Source organism: Streptomyces sp. NPDC058045 (genome assembly GCF_042885635.1).
Classification (GTDB): domain Bacteria; phylum Actinomycetota; class Actinomycetes; order Streptomycetales; family Streptomycetaceae; genus Streptomyces.
Genome location: NZ_JBHVRR010000022.1, coordinates 16,801 through 33,068 on the forward strand (window position 1 = coordinate 16,801; position 16,268 = coordinate 33,068).

Genomic DNA, 16,268 nt, shown 5'->3' on the forward strand with positions numbered 1-16,268 from the left:
CAACGCTAAGCCGGATACACGACGGGGTGAGAGTCACCAGCATTATCCCCCAGCAACGGTGCATGGCCACGGGGTATGCACTCCACCCGCGCAAGTGACAGCCAACGCCAGTATCCCCCAGAAAGCCGCCCATGGCCGTAGCCTTGAAGCATGGACAACAAGCGCGACGTGCAGGAGTACCTGACGGCTCTGCGCGCCCGGATCACCCCCGAGAGCGCAGGGATCCTCGTCTTCGGAGGCGAGCGGCGGGTGCCGGGACTGCGCCGCGAGGAGGTCGCCCAGCTCGCCGGGGTGAGCACGGCCTACTACACGCGCATGGAGCGCGGCGACCTCTCCGGCGTCTCCGACAGCGTCCTGTACGCCCTGGTGCGCGCCCTGCAGCTGAATGAGGCCGAGACCACGCACCTGTTCGACCTGGCCCGCACCGCGTCGGGTTCTCGTCCTCGTGCGCCGCGCAGGGCTGCTGTGCGCATCCCGTCCCGGCTGCCGCAGATGCTCGACACGATGCGTGAAGTGCCCGCCCTCGCCCTCACCCGCCTCGGCGACCCCGTCGCCTCCAACGCGCTCGGCCGCGCACTGTTCCCGCACCTCTTCCCCGAGGACGCCGTACCTCTCAACCACGCGCGATATCTCTTCCTGGACCCGCGGGCGCAGAGCTTTTACCCCGACTGGGAGACCAGCGCCCGCGAGCAGACCTCCGCACTGCGCCTCCTCGCCGGGCAAGACCCGACGGACCGGGCGCTGACGAGCCTGGTCGGCGAACTCTCCACCCATAGCGCGGAGTTCCGCTCCTGGTGGAGCGGCCACACGGTCCGTCTGCACACCAGCGGCACCAAGCGCATCCACCACCCCGTCGTGGGTGAGATGACCATCGGCTACGACGTGCTCGCTGTCCAGGCCACGCCGGGCGTGACCATCACGACCTATCTGCCGGAGCCCGGGAGCCCGTCGGCGGATGCGTTGGAGCTGCTGCGTAGCTGGATCGCCGACCGCGTGGCCACCGGCTGACCTGCTTTTCCGGTCCATCCCGGCCGCATCCGCCTCCAGGGGTGTAATGGTAGTTCCTTCTTCGATGCCGGTTCGGTCCATAGCGTGGAATCATGCGAAGCCCCGTCCTGACCCGAGCCGCCCTCGCGACCGCCGCTTCCGTCGTGGCGCTCACGCCCCTGGCCGCCTGTTCCGTACCCGATCCCTCGCCTTCGACCGCCACCCCGGTCGCGCCCTCGTCGATCAGCGCCGCTCCGTCAACAGCCCGGTATAAGAACGGCACCTACAACGCCATAGGCGTCTATGGCGGCGGGCCGTCCTACCTCGACGTCACGTTGATCCTCGACAACGGCGTCGTGACGGCGGTAACGGTCAAGCCACAGGCCACGAACGAGACGTCCCGCGGCTATCAGGAGCGTTTCGCCGCCGCAGTCCCGGGCGAGGTCGTCGGCAAGCGCCTGGACCAGGTCAAGGTCGGCAAACTCGCCGGCGCGAGCACCTGCCCGGACGGCTTCAACGACGCCCTTGCCAAGATCCGGGAAAAAGCCGGTTCCTGACGCTGACGAGCAGCCCCGATCCGCCACCGACGACAGGACGATCCAGACGATGACTCCCACCCACACCCGCCGATCATTCCTCTCCCTGGCAACCGTGGCCGCAGCGAGCGTCGGCCTGACCGGGTGCTCGCTGTTCGGCGTCGGTCGCAACAGTGCCGGCTCCGCTGCCCGGCAGACGGATATGCCTGCAGTGGATGGTTCGCGCACCCTGGTCGCGTACTTCTCCGTCCCGGAGACCACCAACCCGAACGGCATGACCCAGGACGAGGAGAACAGCACTCACGTCGTCGACGGCAAGGTGTACGGCAATACCCAATATGTGGCGATGCTGATAGCTGGCCGGCTGGGCGCGGCCCAGTTCCGGATCGAGACCGCCGAGCAGCTGCCTCTGAACCACCAGGCGCTTATCGACCGCGCCGTCGCGTGGCAGGACGCGAACGCTCGTCCGGCGCTGAAGGCACAGATCCCGAACCTAGGAAGGTACGACACCGTCATCGTCGGCTACCCGATCTGGGAGTACGACATGCCGATGCCGCTGTACACCTTCTTCGAGCAGCACGACTTCAGCGGAAAGAACATTTACGTCTTTACCACGCATGACGTCAGCGGTCTGTCCGGCACCCTCGAAAAGGTCACCGAGATGCTGCCCAGGGCCAAAGTCAGCACGAATGCCTTCGAGATCTCCCGCAACGATATGAACGATTCCCAGCCTCGCGTCACCGAGTGGGTGGATCGTATCGCGCAGGCGTAGAGCTGAACTTATGGTGCACTCGTGGAGCAGCCGGATTCGATTCGGCCACAACACGCGATAACTTGCCTGACATTGACCTGCAGAGAGCGATTTTCAGGCAACCATCCAGCGTGTGCCCCGGACGTTGGTCTGAGATAGTCAGCGCAACATCCGGGGAACAGTTCACAAGTTCAGTTCAGGCCTTTATCGGCCAGGAATCCGTCGATGTGCTGGGCGATCTGATCGTTGTTCAGGTCGCAGAAGAGGAAATGAGTGTTCCCGGTGATGTCGATCTCCGGGAGATGCACGAGAGTGGCGTCGCCGCCGTGGCGGTTAACCGTTTCCACCCAGATCTTCGCCATCGCAAGGCGGACACGCCAGTTGTCACGGCCGGCGATGTCGGTCGGCTCGGTGGGGATGTTGTCGCCGTAGTAGACGATGATCGGGACCTCGGTCAGGCGCTTGAACTGCGCCAACGGCACGGCTTCTCCGGCTAGGGTCCCGGCGGAGCTGGGCATAGGCGGCGGTACTTCCCCGTCGGGGAAGACGAAGCCGCTGCCGGGTTCCAGTGCCACGACGCCTTTGACGTTGCGGTTTTGCATCGCAGTGCGCCAGCCGAAGCCTCCGGCGTGGGAATGGGTGACCAGGATGCCGGACCCGATCTTGTCGAACAGGGCGGAAACCCCGGCAGTGAGGACCTGGCCGTCGATGGGCCCGGTGTCGGGAACCATCTGCCGGAAGAACTGGTTGAGGGCCTCGGGATCCTTGGGGAACTGCACCCCTGGATACAGCTCCGGCCAGAGTCCGAGGCGGAACTGGTTGTAGAACCACTGCTCGTTCGGGCTGGTGCTGATCGGCGCGGCCGTGGTGGTCTTGCCTGCGGTGCCGCGGCGAGGCTGATCCAGCGTGTAGACACCATATCGGCGGCGCAGGAAGAGGCTCTGGAATCCTTCACGGCCATCCGGCGTGGCACCCCAGCACGTGCCGGCTTCCAAGAAGCCGTGCCACAGCACCAGCGGCAGCCGCCGCGGATGGACCGGCAACTGGTAGAACACCCGGGCATGGTCGCCATGCAAGGTCTGACCGGCAGGGTTGGTCGGGTTTTTCGGGTCAAACGTCCCCGGGGTGCTGGCGACCGTGCCGCCAACGGCGAAACCACCCTGCTCTCCGATGATCAATGGCCCTTTGCTCTTGAGGGGCTGAGGCTTCAACGTGCCCTGGCCTGCGGCGTTGGCACTGGCGGGAAGTCCTATCAGCTGCAGCGCTGCCGCCGCGGTCGCTCCGAACAGCACAGTCCTGCGTTCCATCGCTTCTCCAATCTGTAATTGACCGACAACCAATTTCAGGTGCGGTCGGCGGATGTATTGGTTTTCGAGTCCTGCTGTTGGTTCCTCGGCCGGAGGCGGTGGGTGGTGTCGGCGAGAAGGTGATCCGCTAGCGTCCGTGTGTCTACATCAGCCGCTCCTGGTGGATGCGCCCGCGGGTGACGCCCATGCGGCGCAGCAATCGCTGGTTGGCCAGGACGGCGGGGCTGGGGCCGACGATGAAGAAAGCGCCCGTGCGCAGGACCTCGTCGGTGAGCTCGTGCTCGAGGTCTTCGCGGCGGAACCGGCCGACGCTGGTAGTGACCTTCGTCCTGCCGCCCGATGCCGCCACGTATTCGTCGAGCGCGTCGCGGTAATAGAGGTCCTCGGGCGTACGCACCGACCACAGCAGATGGATCCTGCGGCTCGTATGGTGCGCGGCGGCCAGGCTGAGCAGCGGCGCGACGCCAGCTCCCATCCCGAGCAGGACGAGCGGGGCTTCCGCGCTGTGCGCGGCGACCGCGGCGTCGAAGCGACCGAACGGACCTTCCAACCGTGTTCTGGTGCCGTGCTCGACCTCTCCAAGCCGGTTTGTCCAGTCGCCGTGCTGGCGGATGGTGAAGGCGAGGATCTTCTGGCCATCGTCAGTGACGGAGAACGGGTGTCGCTCCCGTCCGACCGCCGTCGTGCCCTCCAGGCTGAGGAAGAAGAAGTCCCCGGGACGCACTGCAGGGTCCGGACGGTCGAGTTCGACCGAGAGCCTGCGGGTCGATGCTCCCCTGGCCTCGTTGCCGACGACGGTTCCTTGCAGTTGGGTGCCGGGAGCGACCCACTTCTTCCAGGCGTAGATCGCGAGAACGACCACCGTGTAGAGGTCGAACAGGATCATGAAACCCGCGTACTGGTTCATCCTGGTCAGAACGTGAGCATGCAGCCAGATGAGCAGCACCACGACGATGTTCAGCCGGTGCAGCCAGATCGACAGCTGGTGCCGGAACACCACGCGCTCCAGGAATCGCCGGGCCCGCAGCAGCGCCCTGGACCGGTCGACGAGCCAGCCGCTGAGGAAGAACACCGCCAGGCACAGGGCCGCGATCGACAGGTAGAGGCCCCAGTCGCCGAGCGTGTGCGCCAGCCCGTTGCTCGTGTAGGAGTCCTGGTGGTGGATGAACGCCAGCACCAGAGCGCCGAGACCGAGGACGCCGTGCAGCCGGTACACCTGCGGCAGGCCGACGAGTCGGTCCAGCCACCGGGGCCGGGCGCTGAGCAGGATCGCCAACAGCCACCAGCAGTAAGCGATCAGGGCGAACTGCACCAGCTGCATCAGGTTCACCGGCTCCGTCGCGACGGCCTCGTAGACCAGCATCAGCGGCATCGGGAAAGCGACCGCCGCCGCCCACAGGGCGACGGTGCGCAGGGCGTTCACGACGCCTGCCAGAGGTCTACGACGATCAGGACTGCCATTGCCAGCGCGGCGACGGCGATCAGCCCGGATAGTTTCAGCTGGGTGGTCATGAGCGGCGTTCATCTCCTCAGGGGTTGTCGTCGATTCGGCAGCCCCGAAGGGGACGAATTGTCTGGTGCCCGACGGCGCTGTGAGGTCAGGGCCGGTGGCGGGCCGCGTCAGTATCCGGCCGGGGGCCGGGTGACGTAATGCCGTTCGAGCTGGGTGATCTCGTCATCGGTGAGAGTGATGTCGAGCGCCGCGGCGGCGTCAGCGAGGTGATGCTGTTTGGTGGCTCCGACGATGGGGGCGCTCACGACCGGGTTGCGCAGCACCCATGCCAGCGCGATCTGCGCCATCGGCACGGCCCTTTCGCGGGCGATGCACTCGACGGCGTCGATGACCGGCTTCTCTGCATCCGGGTTGGCGAAGTGTGCTGCGCCGACGGGGTCGTTGTGTGAGCGGGCGCTGGACCTCTCGCCGAACGGTCGGGCGAGACGGCCCTTCGCGAGCGGGCTGTACGGGATGCTGCCGACGCCCTGGTCGGCGAGCAGGCCGAACATTTCCCGCTCTTCCTCTCGGTAGAGCAGGCTGTACTGGTCCTGCATCGAAACGAACCTGGTCCAGCCGTGCAGGTCCGCGGCGTGCTGCAGCTTCGCGAACTGCCAGGCGTGCATCGCCGACGCGCCGAGGTAGCGGGACTTGCCGGCCTTGACGACGTCGTGGAGGGCCTCCATCGTCTCCTCCGCCGGCACGTGCGGGTCGAAGCGGTGGATCTGCAGCAGGTCGACGTAGTCGGTGCCCAGCCGGGTCAGGGACGCGTCCACCTGCTCGAGGATGGCCTTGCGGGAGAGACCTCCGCCGCCGGGTCCGTCATGCATCGGGAAGAACACTTTCGTGGCCAGCACGATCTGCTCTCGACTGGAATACCGGTTGATGGCGCGGCCAACGATCTCCTCCGAGGTGCCCTTGGCGTAGAGGTTCGCCGTGTCCCAGAAGGTGATGCCAAGCTCGACCGCCTGGCGGAAGAACGGGCCGGCGTCCTCTTCACCCAGCGCCCACTGGGTGAATCCGGTGTCGGGATTGCCGAAACTCATACAACCAAGAGCGATGCGACTGATCGTGAGACCAGAGGTTCCCAGGCGGGTGTACTCCATGATGCGTTCTCTTCTTTCGGGTCAGAAGCGGTTGCGGATCGCGTCCAGGTCGCCCAGGAAGTCCTGCGGCTCGGCGTCCAGCGGCAGGTTGTCGCGGTCCAGCGGGCCGTCCAGGTCCGCGTCCGACTGCAGCGCGGCGAACAGCAGATCGAGGTCGGCCTGGGCCCCGCCTTTCTCGGCGACGAGCTCGAAAGTCTTGTGATCGGCTGCCTCGGAAGTCAGAGAAGCGATGAGCGTCTGGGCGATCTGCTTGCGGGAGACCACACCGTCGGAAGAGTTCCCGGCCCAGTGCGTGTCGCCCTGCCGGAGTACCAGGCGCTGCTCATCGGGCTCGTTGTAGTCGAACCAGCCCGGGCGCACGATCGTGTAGGGCAGGCCGCTGGCGCGCACCAGACGCTCTCCGCGCCGCTTCCAGTCATGCCCCGGGGTCGGCTTCGTGACGCCGAGCGCTGTCATCAGCGCGATCCGCGCCGGGGCCTTCAGCGCGTCCAGTACTGCCTTGACCGGCCAGTAGTTCGCCTGCTCGGCGTCGGCGTCGCTGTACGTGCCCTGGGTGAAGACCACTCCGGTCGTACCGTCGAGTGCCTCTGCCAGAACACCTGCGTCAGTCGGGTCCCCGACGACGACCTCCGCGCCCTCGGGGAAAAGGGAGACCTGACCTGGATCACGGACCAGGGCCCTCGTCTCGAAGCCCGCTTCGAGCGACTGGGCGACGACGTGCCGTCCGATGCTGCCGCTGGCTCCGAGGACGAGCACTGGGCCCTTCATGGTGGTGTTGCTTGTCGCTGTGTCTGTTTCGTTGCTCACGAAATCGACGCTAGGTGGTCTGCCCGCGGCGGAGAAGGAACTGCCAGTACACCCCTAGCGGACATCAATTTCCGGTCGTGACCATGGGCTCTGATCGGAAGCCGCTTCGGGCTCGCCTCCTGGCCGGAGGCCTGCATGCGGATCTTGGCGAGGGCGTCGTTGAAGCCGTCGGCGCATCCGCTGGCCCCGGCGATCTTGCCTACGCGCAGACCATCGACCGGCTTGCCCTCAACCTCGCCGGGAACTGCGGCGGCGAAGCGTTCCTGGTAGCCGTGAGAGGTCTCGTTGTTCTCCGGCATCAGCTTCGACCCGACGTCGGTGATCACCCCGTCTTGGAGGGTGATGGTGAAGTCCATATACGACGGCGCGCCGCCGTAGACACCGCGGGCCGTATAGGTGCCAGTCGCGTGCTTGCTGTCTCTTGCCTCGGTCGTTGGGTTCGAGGATGCCGAGGGGCTCGTCGACGGCGACCGCGGGCTCGCGCCGTCCTCGGTGCTGCATGCGGCCAGGGGCAGCAGCACGGCGGCGGCTCCGATGGCCGCACGGGCGAGGATCTGATGCTTCATCTCGTCGCTGCTCCTTCAATCGGCGCGGTCGGGGTTTCGGTGGTGGGCAGCCTCAGAGGAAGAGCTCGCCGGGGAAGTCATCGGACCACTGGACGCGGCCGTCGGCGAGCATCCGAACCCACGAGAACGCGAACCCTTCGAGCTGTCCGGGCTCGGCGACAAACAGTGCCGTGGCCAGCCCGTCGGCGGTGGCCGCGTCGGCGGCGATCGTCCAGGTCGCGACGACGTCGGATACGGGCTTGCCGGTGCGGGCGTCGAGGACGTGGTGCAGGTCGTCGCCCCAGGCGCGTCGAGTAGTCGCCGAGGCGCACAGCGCCGCATCTTGTAAGGGCACCGTGCCGATCACCCGGTCGGGCCGGGTGGGGTGCTCCAAGCCGACGGTGACCGGCTCGGGTCCGGCGTGGCGCAGGTCGCCACTGCCGTCGACCACGAACTGCTCGACACGCGCAGCCTGAAGCTCCTGGGCGATGAGGTCGACCAGGTGGCCCTTGCCGGCCGCGCCGACGTCGACCACCTGGGGGCGGTTGGTGATCAGCGCGGTGCCATCCCGGCGGACATCTCGGGTCCAAGAGTCCGGGATCCGGGCAGCCAAGCCCGCCCGGTCGGGCGTGAGGGAATAGCCGGCGTCGTAGCCGAGCAGCTCCAGGTCGCGCCCGACCAGCGGGTCCACTGCCCGGGCCGTCGCTGTGTGCAGCCGGTCGTACAGGTCCAACAGAGACAAGTCGCGGACGGGTACCTCGAACCGTCCCCCAACCGGCGCATGTGCGATCTCGGCAACTAGAGAATCGGGCCGGAACCGCGACCAGGTCTGATCGAAGTCCTCGCACAGCTCGGCGATCCCGGTCTTTAGCCGATCGGGCAGAGGGCGCTCGGTGTCGATCTGCCAGCCGGTGCCGATCGCCGTGAAGCGGTGCACCTCGGGGGGACTCGGAGCGTCACTGGTCGGCATCACTATCTCCGACACCGAGCGGCCGCTCAGGCCTCGGGGATGTCGCGGTGGAACGACTCGAGAGTGATGATGTCGGGGTCCGGGCCGCTGCGCACGCCGGTGTCCAGTGCGTCGATCCGTGCCAGCTCGTCGCCAGTGAGCTCGAAGTCGAACACGTCGAAGTTCGCGGCGATCCGCTCCGGCTTGACGGACTTCGGGATCGCGGAGCGGCCTTCCTGCAGGTGCCAGCGCAGCATCACCTGCGCCGGCGTCTTGCCGTGCGCCGTGGCGATCTCGCCGATCACCGGGTCGTTGAACGTCGACCGGCTGGCATCGCCGCGGTAGCTGGTGATCCCGCCCATCGGGGACCAGGCCTGAGTGAGGATTCCGTGCTCGGTGTTCGCCTTCTGCACGTCGGGCTGGGAGAAGTACGGATGCCCCTCGACCTGGTTTACGGCGGGGACCACGCTGGTTTCGGCGAGCAGGCGCTCCAGCACATCGGGCATGAAGTTGGACACGCCGATCGCGCGGACCTTCCCGTCGGCGAGCAGCTTTTCCAGCGCCTTGTACGCGCCGATCGTCTTGTCGAAGTCGGAGGTCAGCGGCTGGTGGAGCAGGAGCAGGTCGATCTGCTCGACGCCGAGCTTGCCGGCGGACTTGTCGAAGGAGTGCAGGGCCTCGTCGTAGCCGTAGTCGCTGATCCACAGCTTGGTTTCGATGAACACCTCGGAGCGGTCCAGGCCCGACTGCTTGATGCCTTCGCCGACTTCACGTTCGTTGAAGTAGGAGGCGGCGGTGTCGATCAGCCGGTAGCCCACGCGCAGCGCCTCAGCGACGGAGGAAACGGTTTCTTCGGGTGGGGTCTGGAAGACGCCGAAGCCCAGGGCGGGCATCTCGACACCGTTGTTCAGTGTGATGTTCATGCTTTCTCCTTGTGTTCAGTCTGTGAGGTCTCGGCGGCGAGGCTGCCCAGCAGTCTCAGGCGCTCTTCGCTGGGGGATCCGGGTTCGGCGGTGTAGCCGAACATGAACCACTCCGGGTTCGCAGGAAAGTCCATCGCCTCGTACACCAGCTCCAGGTCCCCGACTTCGGGGTGGTGCAGACGCTTGAGCCCGGTGCGGTGGTGCCGGACGTCGTGCGCGGCCCACCGGAGGCGGAAGTCGTCGCTGCGGGTGACGAGTTCGCCGATCAGGTCGGTCAGGCGCTTGTCCCTGGGGTTCTGCCCGGCGTAGGTGCGCAGCGAGGCGACGATGTCGGAGGCCCCCTGCTCCCAGTCGGGGAAGAACACCCGGGCAGCCGGGCTGAAGAAGGTGAACCGGGCGGTGTTGCCCTGGCTTGCCGGGTCTTCCAGCAGCGGTGCGTACAGGGCTCGGCCCTGTGCGTTGCCGGCTACGAAGTCCATCCTGCGGTCCCGCACCCACACGGGCATCGAGACCGAGTCGATGAACCGCTGCAGGCTCGGCCGGAACGGCTGCTCGGCCTTCGTCCCCCGCCGACGTGCCGGTTGCGGACCAGCAGCCTCAGCCAGGGCATGCAGGTGATCGATCTCGGCATCGTTCATGCGCAGGGTTCTGCCGATGCTTTCGAGCACCTCGGCCGAGACGCCACGGAGGTCTCCGCGTTCCATCCGGGCGTAGTACTCGACGCTGACACCGGCAAGCATCGCCACTTCTTCACGCCTGAGGCCAGGGACCCTACGGCGGGTGCCGCCGATGATCCCTGCCTGCTCGGGCGTGATCCGGTCTCGCCGGGTGCGCAGGAACTCTCCCACCGCATTTCGTTGGTCCATGCCTTCAACGCTACGGCCGATTTCTACTGCGTGGGAGGAACTGTCAGTGCACCGATAACCGGTCCCTTCTTCACCGGCATCCGAATTGCTTGCATTGAAAAAGACCCAGATCCCGCACCCGAAAGCCGAGCATGTCCGAGACCACTTCCCCTGTCCGCACGACCGATACCGCCAAGCCGCGCATGTCGCTGGCCGTGGCGATGCTCGGCTTCTTCGTCGTCGCACTCGACGCCCAGATTGTCAACGTCGCACTCCCCCACATCCGGGACGAACTCGGCGGAGGCCTCTCCGGCCTGCAGTGGATCGTCACCGGCTACACGCTGTTGTTCTCCGCCCTGCAACTGTTCGGCGGAACCATCTCAGACCGGATCGGTGCCCGCCGGGCCTATGGCGTCGGCATGGCCGTATTCGTCCTCGGCTCCGCTGCTTGCGGCGCAGCCCCCAGCCTGGGCATCCTGATCGCCGGCCGCGTCGTTCAGGGCATCGGGGCGGCGATGATCACCCCGACCTCTCTGGCCCTGATCCGCGAAGCGTTCCACGACGCGGTGCAGCGCGGACGGGCAATCACCTACTGGGCGCTCGGCGGATCCGTCGCCGCAGCAGCCGGGCCGGTCTTGGGCGGCGTCCTTACCCAGTTCGGCTGGCGGTGGATCTTCTTCGTCAACCTCCCCGTGGGTGTGATCGCGCTGATCGTGCTCGCCCGAGTCGCCCCGTCCGCACGCCGGATCGCCCCGTTCGACTGGACCGGACAGATCGCCGCGATCGCTGCACTCGGAGGCCTCACCTACGGCATCATCGAGGGCGGCTCACTCGGCTACGGTGCCCCTGAAGTGCTGGGCTCGTTCGCCCTTGCCGTGATCGGCGCTGTCGTCTTCCTCATCGCACAGGCGCGTGGCCGGTACCCGATGATGCCCCTGGACCTGTTCCGCTCCAGCACAGTCTCCGCCGGCCTGGGCATCGCCTTCATCACCATGGCCGCCTTCTACGGGGTCGTGTTCGTCCAGAGCCTCTACTTCCAGGAACAGCGCAGCGTGAGCTCGCTGGCCACCGGTCTGCTGTTCCTGCCGATGACCGGGCTCGTGGCACTGCTGAACCCGTTCGTCGGCCGTGCCATGGAACGCCTCGGCAAGATCGTCACCACCATCGGCGGCATGGTCCTGATGGCTGCTGGTCTCATCGCCCTGGCACTTCTGCCCGCGGAAGCACCGATCCTGGTCGCGGCGCTGTTCATGGTCCCGGTCGGGCTCGGCGGATCCTTCACCGTGCCGCCGCTGACCGCGCTGATCATGGACCACATCCCCGCCGAGCGGGCCGGCACCGCCAGCGGCGTTCTCAACACCGCCCGCCAGATGGGCGGCTCCCTCGGCATCGCGATTTTCGGCGCAGTCCTGGCCGTCCAGCCGGCATTCCAGGCCGGACTCCGCACCGACTACCTCGTCACCGGCGTGGTGCTCATCGTCCTGGCAGCAGGAACGCTCCGCCTCCGGAAGACCGCCTGAGGAAGTGGAAGGCCGACAGATGACCGACCAGACCCGCAGGGTCGTCCTCAGCACGGCCGGAGCGATGACCCTCGCGGCAATGACCAGTTGCGCGCCACAGGTCCGACCGGCCACGGGTCCGGACACGACTCCGGCACCGGAAGGAACGCCCGACATGATTCCCAGCTCGCAGCCCTCCAGCGGGGCGAAGACTCTGCTCGTGTACTTCTCCCGCCCCGGCGAGAACTACTGGGAGGGCGGGCGGCGTGAGCTGGAGGTCGGCAACACCAAGCGGCTGGCACAGTTGATCGCCGCGCGCATCTCCTGTGATGTCTACGAGATCATCGCGGCGGATTCCTATCCCACGGCGTATGACCCCACCGTCCAGCGGAACGTCCGCGAGCAGAACGCCGACGCCCGCCCGGCCATCCGGGGCGAAATCCCGGACCTCTCCGGCTACAGCACAGTGCTGCTGGGCAGCCCGGTCTGGAACGTGCGCGCGCCCATGATCATGTCCACTTTCATCGAGCGGGTCGACCTGGCCGGCAAGCGCATCCTGCCGTTCGTCACCTACGCCGTGTCCGGCATGGCCGGTGTCGACCAGTCGTATCGCGACGCCCTCCGCGCCAGCGATGTGCGAAATGGCCTCGCAGTCCGCGGGGAAGACATCGACGAGCCCGCAGCGGCGGCAGACGTGGAGGCCTGGCTCCGCGCCAATGCCCTGATGTAGCCCGGCCAGCCGCTGAAGGGGGAACTCGCGGTTCCTTCCTCCCGGTGCGCGTCCCTGGTCCGATGGACACAGCAACAACGAACAACACAAGGAGTCTCCCGTGACTGATACCCAGAACATGACCCGCGTCGCAGTGATCACCGGCGCATCCTCCGGCATCGGCGCGGCCGCCGCCCGCGCCCTGGCGGCCGACGGCTACAAGGTTGCGCTGCTGGCGCGCCGCCTGGACCGCATCGAAGCCCTCGCCCAGGAGCTGGAAAACGGATCCATCGCCATCCAGGCCGATGTCACCGACCGGGAGTCACTCCTGGCGGCTGCTCAGCGTGTGCAGGACGAGCTCGGCGGGGCCGACGTCCTGGTCAACAACGCCGGCATCATGCTCCTCGGCCCCTTCTCTTCTGAACAGCACGAGGACTATCGCGCCATGATCGAGGCGAACCTCCTCGGCGCGATCACCGCCACCGAAGCATTCCTCGACCAGCTCAAGAACGGCGGCGGTGACCTGATTAACATCTCCTCCGTCGCCGGCCGCACCGCCAGGGCCACCAACGGCGTCTACGCAGCCACCAAGTGGGGCGTCAACGGCTGGTCTGAATCGCTCCGCCAGGAGCTCCTGCCCGACATCCGCGTCACCCTCATCGAGCCCGGAGTCGTCGATACTGAGCTCCCCCACCACATCACGCACGAAGCCACCCGCGAAGCTGTGCAGAAGGGCTACGACCAGGCCACCGTGAAGCCCGAAGAGGTCGCCGAAGTCATCGCCTTCGTCCTCGCCCGCCCCCGGCACCTGGCCATCAACGAAGTCCTGCTCCGCCCCGCCGACCAGCTCGGCTGACGCGGGCTGCCGGTGACAGGCACTGCTGGGGACTCCCTGGCATCCAGGCGACCCGCCTAGTGTTGAACCATGGATAATCGAGCCGAGATTCGGGAGTTCCTGGTGACCCGCCGGGCGAAACTGCGCCCTGAGGACACCGGCCTGCCTGATTTTGGCGGGATGCGCCGGGTGCCTGGATTGCGCCGCGAAGAGGTCGCCCTGCTGTCCGGGGTGAGCGTCGAGTACTACACGCGTCTGGAACGCGGCGGCCTGGCAGGCGTCTCCGACAGCGTCCTCGACGCCCTAGTGCGAGCACTGAAACTTGACGACGCTGAGCGGCAGCATCTGTTCAACCTGGCTCGTGCCGCCGGTCCCGCTCCCCGCTCCCCGCTCCCTACGAAGGAAGCCAGGCCAGGTCTCCCCGAGCCTGCAGCGCCTGTTGGACGGCATGACCGGAACGCCTGCTTTCATCCGCAACGGCCGCCTGGACATCCTGGCGATCAATGCCCTAGGCCAGATGCTCTACTCGGAGGCGTTTGTCAGCCACGAGCGGCCGGTCAACCTGGCGCGGTTCTGCTTCCTCGACGAGGGCGCGCGCCGGCTCTACCCGGACTGGCAGAAGGCTGCTGAGACTTCGGTCGCGCTGTTGCACACAGAGACCGGCAGGGATCCTTCCAATGAGAGGCTGACGGAACTGGTGGGCGAGCTCTCCACGCGGTCAGACGTGTTCCGCACGCTCTGGGCCCGGCACGACGTGCGTCTGCATGAGAGCGGCTTCAAAGAATTCCGCCACCCCTCGGTCGGCGAACTGCGCCTGAGCTTCGACGCGCTCCTGCTCCCCGCCGAGAAGGGCCTCACCCTGACGGCTTACAGCGCCGAGCCCAACACGCCGTCAGAGCCCCGGATGCGGGCCTTGTCAGAGCTCACCTACGGCGCTGACGACAATTCCGGTTCGAGGCAGTCCGCCGCGACGAGCTGAGATTTCTCAGGACGCCGCGGCAGGGACGCCTCACTTGCCGCTGTATACCGGGAACGCGCTGGAGTCGCCGTAGTCTTTGGCGTGCAGGCCCCGCAGTGCGGCCATGTCCGCCTCGGAGATCTCGAAGTCGACCTCGGCGTTGGAACGCATGTGCGCGGGATTCGCGGTCTTCGGCAAGGAGACAGCGCCCAGCTGGAGGGTGTAGCGGATGCACAGCTGCGGTACGGTCACACCGTATTTGCCGGCCATCGCCTGGATCTCGGTGTTCTTCAGGATCTCCCCGTGCGCGATGGGCGAGTACGCCTCAACGAGGATGTCCTTGCCCTTGCAGTAGTCCAGGAGCTCGGTCGGGGTGTTGCCCGCGTGGACGAGGAGCTGGTTCACGTGCGGGACCACAGTCGCGGTAAAGAGGATGTTCTCCAGGTCCTCCTGCTGGAAGTTGGACACGCCGATGGAGCGGATCTTCCCCGACTTGTGCGTGTCTTCCAGAGCACGCCATGCCTCGCGGTTGCCCTCGGCGTAGTCTCCGCCGCGGAAGTCGTCCCACGGCTGCGGGCTGTGGATCAGCATCAGGTCGATGTACTCCAGCCCCATCGTGGCGAGCGAGCCCTCGATCGCCGCCACCGCGCCGTCGTAGTCCTTGATCTCCGCCGCGAGCTTCGTCGAGACGAACAGCTCTTCGCGTGCGACGCCGCTGGTGCGGACGCCTTCGCCGACGCCGCGCTCGTTGCCGTAGGCCTGGGCGGTGTCAATGTTGCGATATCCGATCTCGATCGCGGCCTTCACCGCGTCGGCTGCCTTGTCGTCATCGATGAACCAGGTGCCGAGGCCGAGCTTGGGGATCTCGACGCCGTTGGACAGGGTGTAGCTCTCGTTCAGGATGGTCATGCGTTTTCTCCGTTCTTCGGCAGCGAGCCGTACACCTCGTCGGTGACGGGCTCGAGCCATTCGTTGCTGACGCCCTCTCCGGGCGTAATGAAGGCGACGTGGGAGAACCAGGCGTCCGCCTTCGCTCCGTGCCAGTGCTTCGTCCCCGCGGGCACACGGATCACCGTTCCCGGCTCCATGCTGACCGGCTCCTCCCCCTCGGCTTGGAACCAACCTGAGCCCGCGGTGCACATGAGGATCTGGTCACCGCCGCCAGCGGTGCCGTGGTGAATGTGCCAGTTGTTGCGGCAGCCCGGCTGGAAGGAGACGTTGCTCACCGGGACGCTGCCTGCCGCGAGCGGGGCCAGGTAGCTCTGCCCGATGAAGTACTGGGCGTAGGCGTCGTTGGGCTCCCCGAGAGGGAAGATCTGGTCGAATTCGTTCTCAGTCATGTCGTTTCTTTCTGTTGTCGTGCGCCCGGAGAGGCACGGTGTTCTCTGCGACACCCGCATCCTGAGTCCAGCTGGCCAGGATCCGCAGCCGCTCATCGCTCGCCGAGCCGACCTCGGCGGTGCAGATCCGCAGTGTGAGGCTTTCGGCTACCGTCACGAGGTCCGCACAATGCAGCTCCACTTCACCGACCACCGGGTGGGCGATAATCACCCGCGGCGGGCGGCAGGGGCATAGCCTTTTCGTGGACCAGCGGGTTCGGAACGGAATGCTGGCCGTCGAGAGCTCGCCGACCAGCCGATGCAGCGCCTGGTCGTAAGGGTCCTTCGTTGCGGCAATGCGCAGCCGATAGATGTGTTCCTCGGCGACCCGATCCCATTCGGGATAGAAGGACGTCGAGGCATCTTCGTCCAGGAAGAGGAACCGAGCCAGGTTAGGTCGGTCATCCTGAAGGACCGGTTCCAGCAGCGCACGTCCGAGCTGGTTGATCGCGATCACATCGAGCCGGTCGTTGAGGATCATCGCCGGCGCATCCGAGATCGCATCCAGTGCGGCCCTTAAGCCCGGACGAAGTCGCACGGGACGTGCCCGGTCGATGCCCTTTCTGGTTCCGCGAGTGGTCATGTCTTCAATTCAAGGTCGGCTCCGGGCATGGTGCCAGTCCCTGCCAGTACCACCTCA

18 protein-coding genes and 1 pseudogene are annotated in these 16,268 nt (G+C 66.5%); 8 read left to right on the forward strand and 11 right to left on the reverse strand.

Annotated elements, in window-relative coordinates; translation table 11 throughout:
- Positions 1-150: 150 nt before the first annotated feature.
- From ACFVST_RS15715 to ACFVST_RS15725, 3 genes are all read left to right on the forward strand, one after another.
- A complete protein-coding gene (locus ACFVST_RS15715) occupies positions 151-1,008 on the forward strand; it encodes a helix-turn-helix domain-containing protein (RefSeq protein WP_390151205.1) in 858 nt (285 codons plus the stop codon).
- Between the two features lie 92 nt (positions 1,009-1,100).
- Positions 1,101-1,544 carry a hypothetical protein gene (locus ACFVST_RS15720; RefSeq protein WP_390151208.1) on the forward strand — a complete coding sequence of 148 codons (444 nt, stop codon included), beginning with the start codon at positions 1,101-1,103 and terminating at the stop codon, positions 1,542-1,544.
- A gap of 49 nt (positions 1,545-1,593) precedes the next feature.
- A complete protein-coding gene (locus tag ACFVST_RS15725) occupies positions 1,594-2,295 on the forward strand; it encodes a flavodoxin (protein WP_390151211.1) in 702 nt (233 codons plus the stop codon).
- A gap of 170 nt (positions 2,296-2,465) precedes the next feature.
- Here the strand turns inward: ACFVST_RS15725 and ACFVST_RS15730 are convergent, their stop codons facing one another.
- From ACFVST_RS15730 to ACFVST_RS15765, 8 genes are all read right to left on the reverse strand, one after another.
- Positions 2,466-3,581: an alpha/beta fold hydrolase gene (locus ACFVST_RS15730; protein ID WP_390151214.1), complete on the reverse strand. Its 1,116-nt coding sequence runs from the start codon at positions 3,579-3,581 to the stop codon at positions 2,466-2,468.
- Positions 3,582-3,723: 142 nt separating this feature from the next.
- Positions 3,724-5,004 carry a ferric reductase gene (locus ACFVST_RS15735; protein ID WP_390151217.1) on the reverse strand — a complete coding sequence of 427 codons (1,281 nt, stop codon included), beginning with the start codon at positions 5,002-5,004 and terminating at the stop codon, positions 3,724-3,726.
- A gap of 197 nt (positions 5,005-5,201) precedes the next feature.
- Positions 5,202-6,179 carry an aldo/keto reductase gene (locus ACFVST_RS15740; protein ID WP_390151219.1) on the reverse strand — a complete coding sequence of 326 codons (978 nt, stop codon included), beginning with the start codon at positions 6,177-6,179 and terminating at the stop codon, positions 5,202-5,204.
- A 21-nt stretch (positions 6,180-6,200) separates the two neighbouring features.
- The gene (locus ACFVST_RS15745) at positions 6,201-6,986 is read right to left on the reverse strand and encodes an SDR family oxidoreductase (RefSeq protein WP_390151222.1); all 786 of its coding nucleotides are present in this window, start codon (positions 6,984-6,986) and stop codon (positions 6,201-6,203) included.
- Positions 6,983-7,552 (reverse strand): hypothetical protein, encoded by a 570-nt coding sequence (locus ACFVST_RS15750; protein ID WP_390151224.1) that lies wholly within the window; start codon positions 7,550-7,552, stop codon positions 6,983-6,985. Before ACFVST_RS15750 ends, ACFVST_RS15745 begins: the two co-directional genes overlap by 4 nt.
- Positions 7,553-7,604: 52 nt before the next feature.
- A complete protein-coding gene (locus ACFVST_RS15755) occupies positions 7,605-8,501 on the reverse strand; it encodes an FAD:protein FMN transferase (protein WP_390151227.1) in 897 nt (298 codons plus the stop codon).
- A 26-nt stretch (positions 8,502-8,527) separates the two neighbouring features.
- Positions 8,528-9,403 carry an aldo/keto reductase gene (locus ACFVST_RS15760; protein WP_390151230.1) on the reverse strand — a complete coding sequence of 292 codons (876 nt, stop codon included), beginning with the start codon at positions 9,401-9,403 and terminating at the stop codon, positions 8,528-8,530.
- On the reverse strand, positions 9,400-10,269 hold the full coding sequence (locus ACFVST_RS15765; protein WP_390151233.1) for a helix-turn-helix domain-containing protein: 870 nt from the start codon (positions 10,267-10,269) through the stop codon (positions 9,400-9,402). The genes ACFVST_RS15760 and ACFVST_RS15765 overlap by 4 nt, the downstream gene beginning before the upstream one ends.
- 131 nt (positions 10,270-10,400) lie before the next feature.
- Between ACFVST_RS15765 and ACFVST_RS15770 the strand changes: the two genes are divergently transcribed.
- The 5 genes and pseudogenes from ACFVST_RS15770 to ACFVST_RS15790 all read left to right on the forward strand — a co-directional run bounded on the left by ACFVST_RS15770 (position 10,401) and on the right by ACFVST_RS15790 (position 14,270).
- Entirely contained in the window at positions 10,401-11,768 is a 1,368-nt protein-coding gene (locus tag ACFVST_RS15770; RefSeq protein WP_390151236.1) for an MFS transporter, read from the forward strand.
- 19 nt (positions 11,769-11,787) lie between these two features.
- Positions 11,788-12,477: a flavodoxin gene (locus tag ACFVST_RS15775; protein WP_390151239.1), complete on the forward strand. Its 690-nt coding sequence runs from the start codon at positions 11,788-11,790 to the stop codon at positions 12,475-12,477.
- 100 nt (positions 12,478-12,577) lie between these two features.
- Positions 12,578-13,312, forward strand: a complete 735-nt coding sequence (locus ACFVST_RS15780) for an SDR family oxidoreductase (RefSeq protein WP_390151242.1) — start codon at positions 12,578-12,580, stop codon at positions 13,310-13,312.
- Positions 13,313-13,471: 159 nt separating this feature from the next.
- Positions 13,472-13,579, forward strand: a pseudogene (locus tag ACFVST_RS15785) (helix-turn-helix domain-containing protein); the annotation flags it as partial.
- 160 nt (positions 13,580-13,739) lie between these two features.
- Positions 13,740-14,270, forward strand: a complete 531-nt coding sequence (locus tag ACFVST_RS15790) for a hypothetical protein (protein WP_390151401.1) — start codon at positions 13,740-13,742, stop codon at positions 14,268-14,270.
- A 30-nt stretch (positions 14,271-14,300) separates the two neighbouring features.
- On the opposite strand, the gene ACFVST_RS15795 is transcribed toward ACFVST_RS15790, so the two are convergent.
- The 3 genes from ACFVST_RS15795 to ACFVST_RS15805 are packed head-to-tail and all read right to left on the reverse strand — an operon-like array spanning position 14,301 to position 16,211.
- Complete coding sequence (locus ACFVST_RS15795) at positions 14,301-15,158, reverse strand: aldo/keto reductase (protein WP_390151245.1); 858 nt, start codon at positions 15,156-15,158, stop codon at positions 14,301-14,303.
- Positions 15,155-15,589, reverse strand: coding sequence for a cupin domain-containing protein (locus ACFVST_RS15800; RefSeq protein WP_390151248.1), 435 nt, complete (start codon positions 15,587-15,589; stop codon positions 15,155-15,157). Before ACFVST_RS15800 ends, ACFVST_RS15795 begins: the two co-directional genes overlap by 4 nt.
- Positions 15,582-16,211, reverse strand: a complete 630-nt coding sequence (locus tag ACFVST_RS15805; RefSeq protein WP_390151251.1) for a hypothetical protein — start codon at positions 16,209-16,211, stop codon at positions 15,582-15,584. Before ACFVST_RS15805 ends, ACFVST_RS15800 begins: the two co-directional genes overlap by 8 nt.
- Between the last annotated feature and the right edge of the window lie 57 nt (positions 16,212-16,268).